Below are 1,294 nucleotides of genomic sequence, written 5' to 3' on the forward strand. Positions count from 1 at the left end.
GTGGGTGCCGGTGCGGACGGGGTCCCGGATCCGCTGCCCTGCGTCGCCCCCGGGCGGAAGGCCGTGGGCACACCCAGCGACGCGGTGGGTTCGAACGGGACCCATCCGACACCGGGGAACAGCACCTCGGGCCAGGAGTGCAGCCGATCGCTGGTCACCGAGAACACCGACTCGCTGCCGCGCTTCTCGTCGGTGAGCGAGCCGGGGAGATATCCCACGACGATGCGCACCTGCATGCCGAGGCTCTCCGCCATCAGTGCGAACGCCCCCGCGAAATGCACGCAATACCCGGATCGCGCGTCGAGGAACTCCGCGACGGCTTCTGCCCCCGTGCCGTCGAAGCCCTCCTCCACCGGGGTCTCCAGCGAGTAGGCGAACTGCGAACGGAACCAGTTCTGCAGCGCGATGAGCCGGTCGTAGTCGGTGCTCGCGGCTGCGGTCACCTCGGTGGCCAGCTCGCCGATGATGCCGGGCAGCTCGACCGGTTCGGCGTCGGGATCGACGACGGGAGCGGCGGCATCGATGGCCCGGATCTGCTCGAGCGTGGGGAGGAGTCGCGACGAGGTGACCGTGTAGTCGTTCCCGACGGCATCGGCGCCGCGGGAGTACAGCGTGCGGTTCTCGGGGGCGATCCGCCATGCGTTGCTGAGACCCTGCACGGTGGTGGCGGGGTAGGGCACGGGGAGCCAGGAACTCGACATCCGCAGCACGCGGATGGAGGTGGTCTGCTCCTCCGTCGTGATGTCCTCGCCCCATTCCGGGGGACCGAATCCGTCGTCCTGCGACTGCAGATCCCCGTCGTCGGGTTGCCAGACGCGTCCGTCGAACCGCGAGAGCGTCGTCAGGCGCAGATACGGCGCGGTCTCGCCTTTCGCCGCCACGGTCAGGACCTCAACCGGATTGGGCTGGCGCAGATCGTCACCCAGACGCAGCGATGCATCGACCGTGACCCCGACGCCGGTGCCGGCGAGGCTGGTGCTGACAGGAAGCATCGGGGCGACGGCGATGGTCGTCGCCATCGCGGCGGCCCCGATCGCGACGGCGACCGATGCGGAGGAGCGGCGTGGGGATTCCGGATGTCTGCGCGCCGTGTGGCGGAAGACGAGGAGGGCGACCGCACCGAAGAGCACGAACCAGACGACGTTCGTCTCGCCGAGGGTGACGATCATCGGCACAGCGCCGACGGCCCCGGTCAGCAGCACCGCCAATACGGCGGAACGGTGGGTGACGAGGTGGTCCAGGAGTATCGCGACCACCGCGAAGCCGATGCACATGGCGGCCGCGAGCCCGGGGG

General features: G+C 69.9%; 1 protein-coding gene. It reads right to left on the reverse strand.

The annotated features are described in order from the left end of the window. Positions 1 to 1,274: DUF3488 and transglutaminase-like domain-containing protein (locus tag KZA10_RS15535; RefSeq protein ID WP_256934948.1), on the reverse strand; the 1,274-nt coding region annotated here is incomplete at its 3' end. Between the last annotated feature and the right edge of the window lie 20 nt (positions 1,275 to 1,294).

The sequence above is a fragment of the Microbacterium sp. BF1 genome (assembly GCF_019279095.1).
GTDB classification, from domain to species: Bacteria; Actinomycetota; Actinomycetes; order Actinomycetales; family Microbacteriaceae; genus Microbacterium; species Microbacterium maritypicum.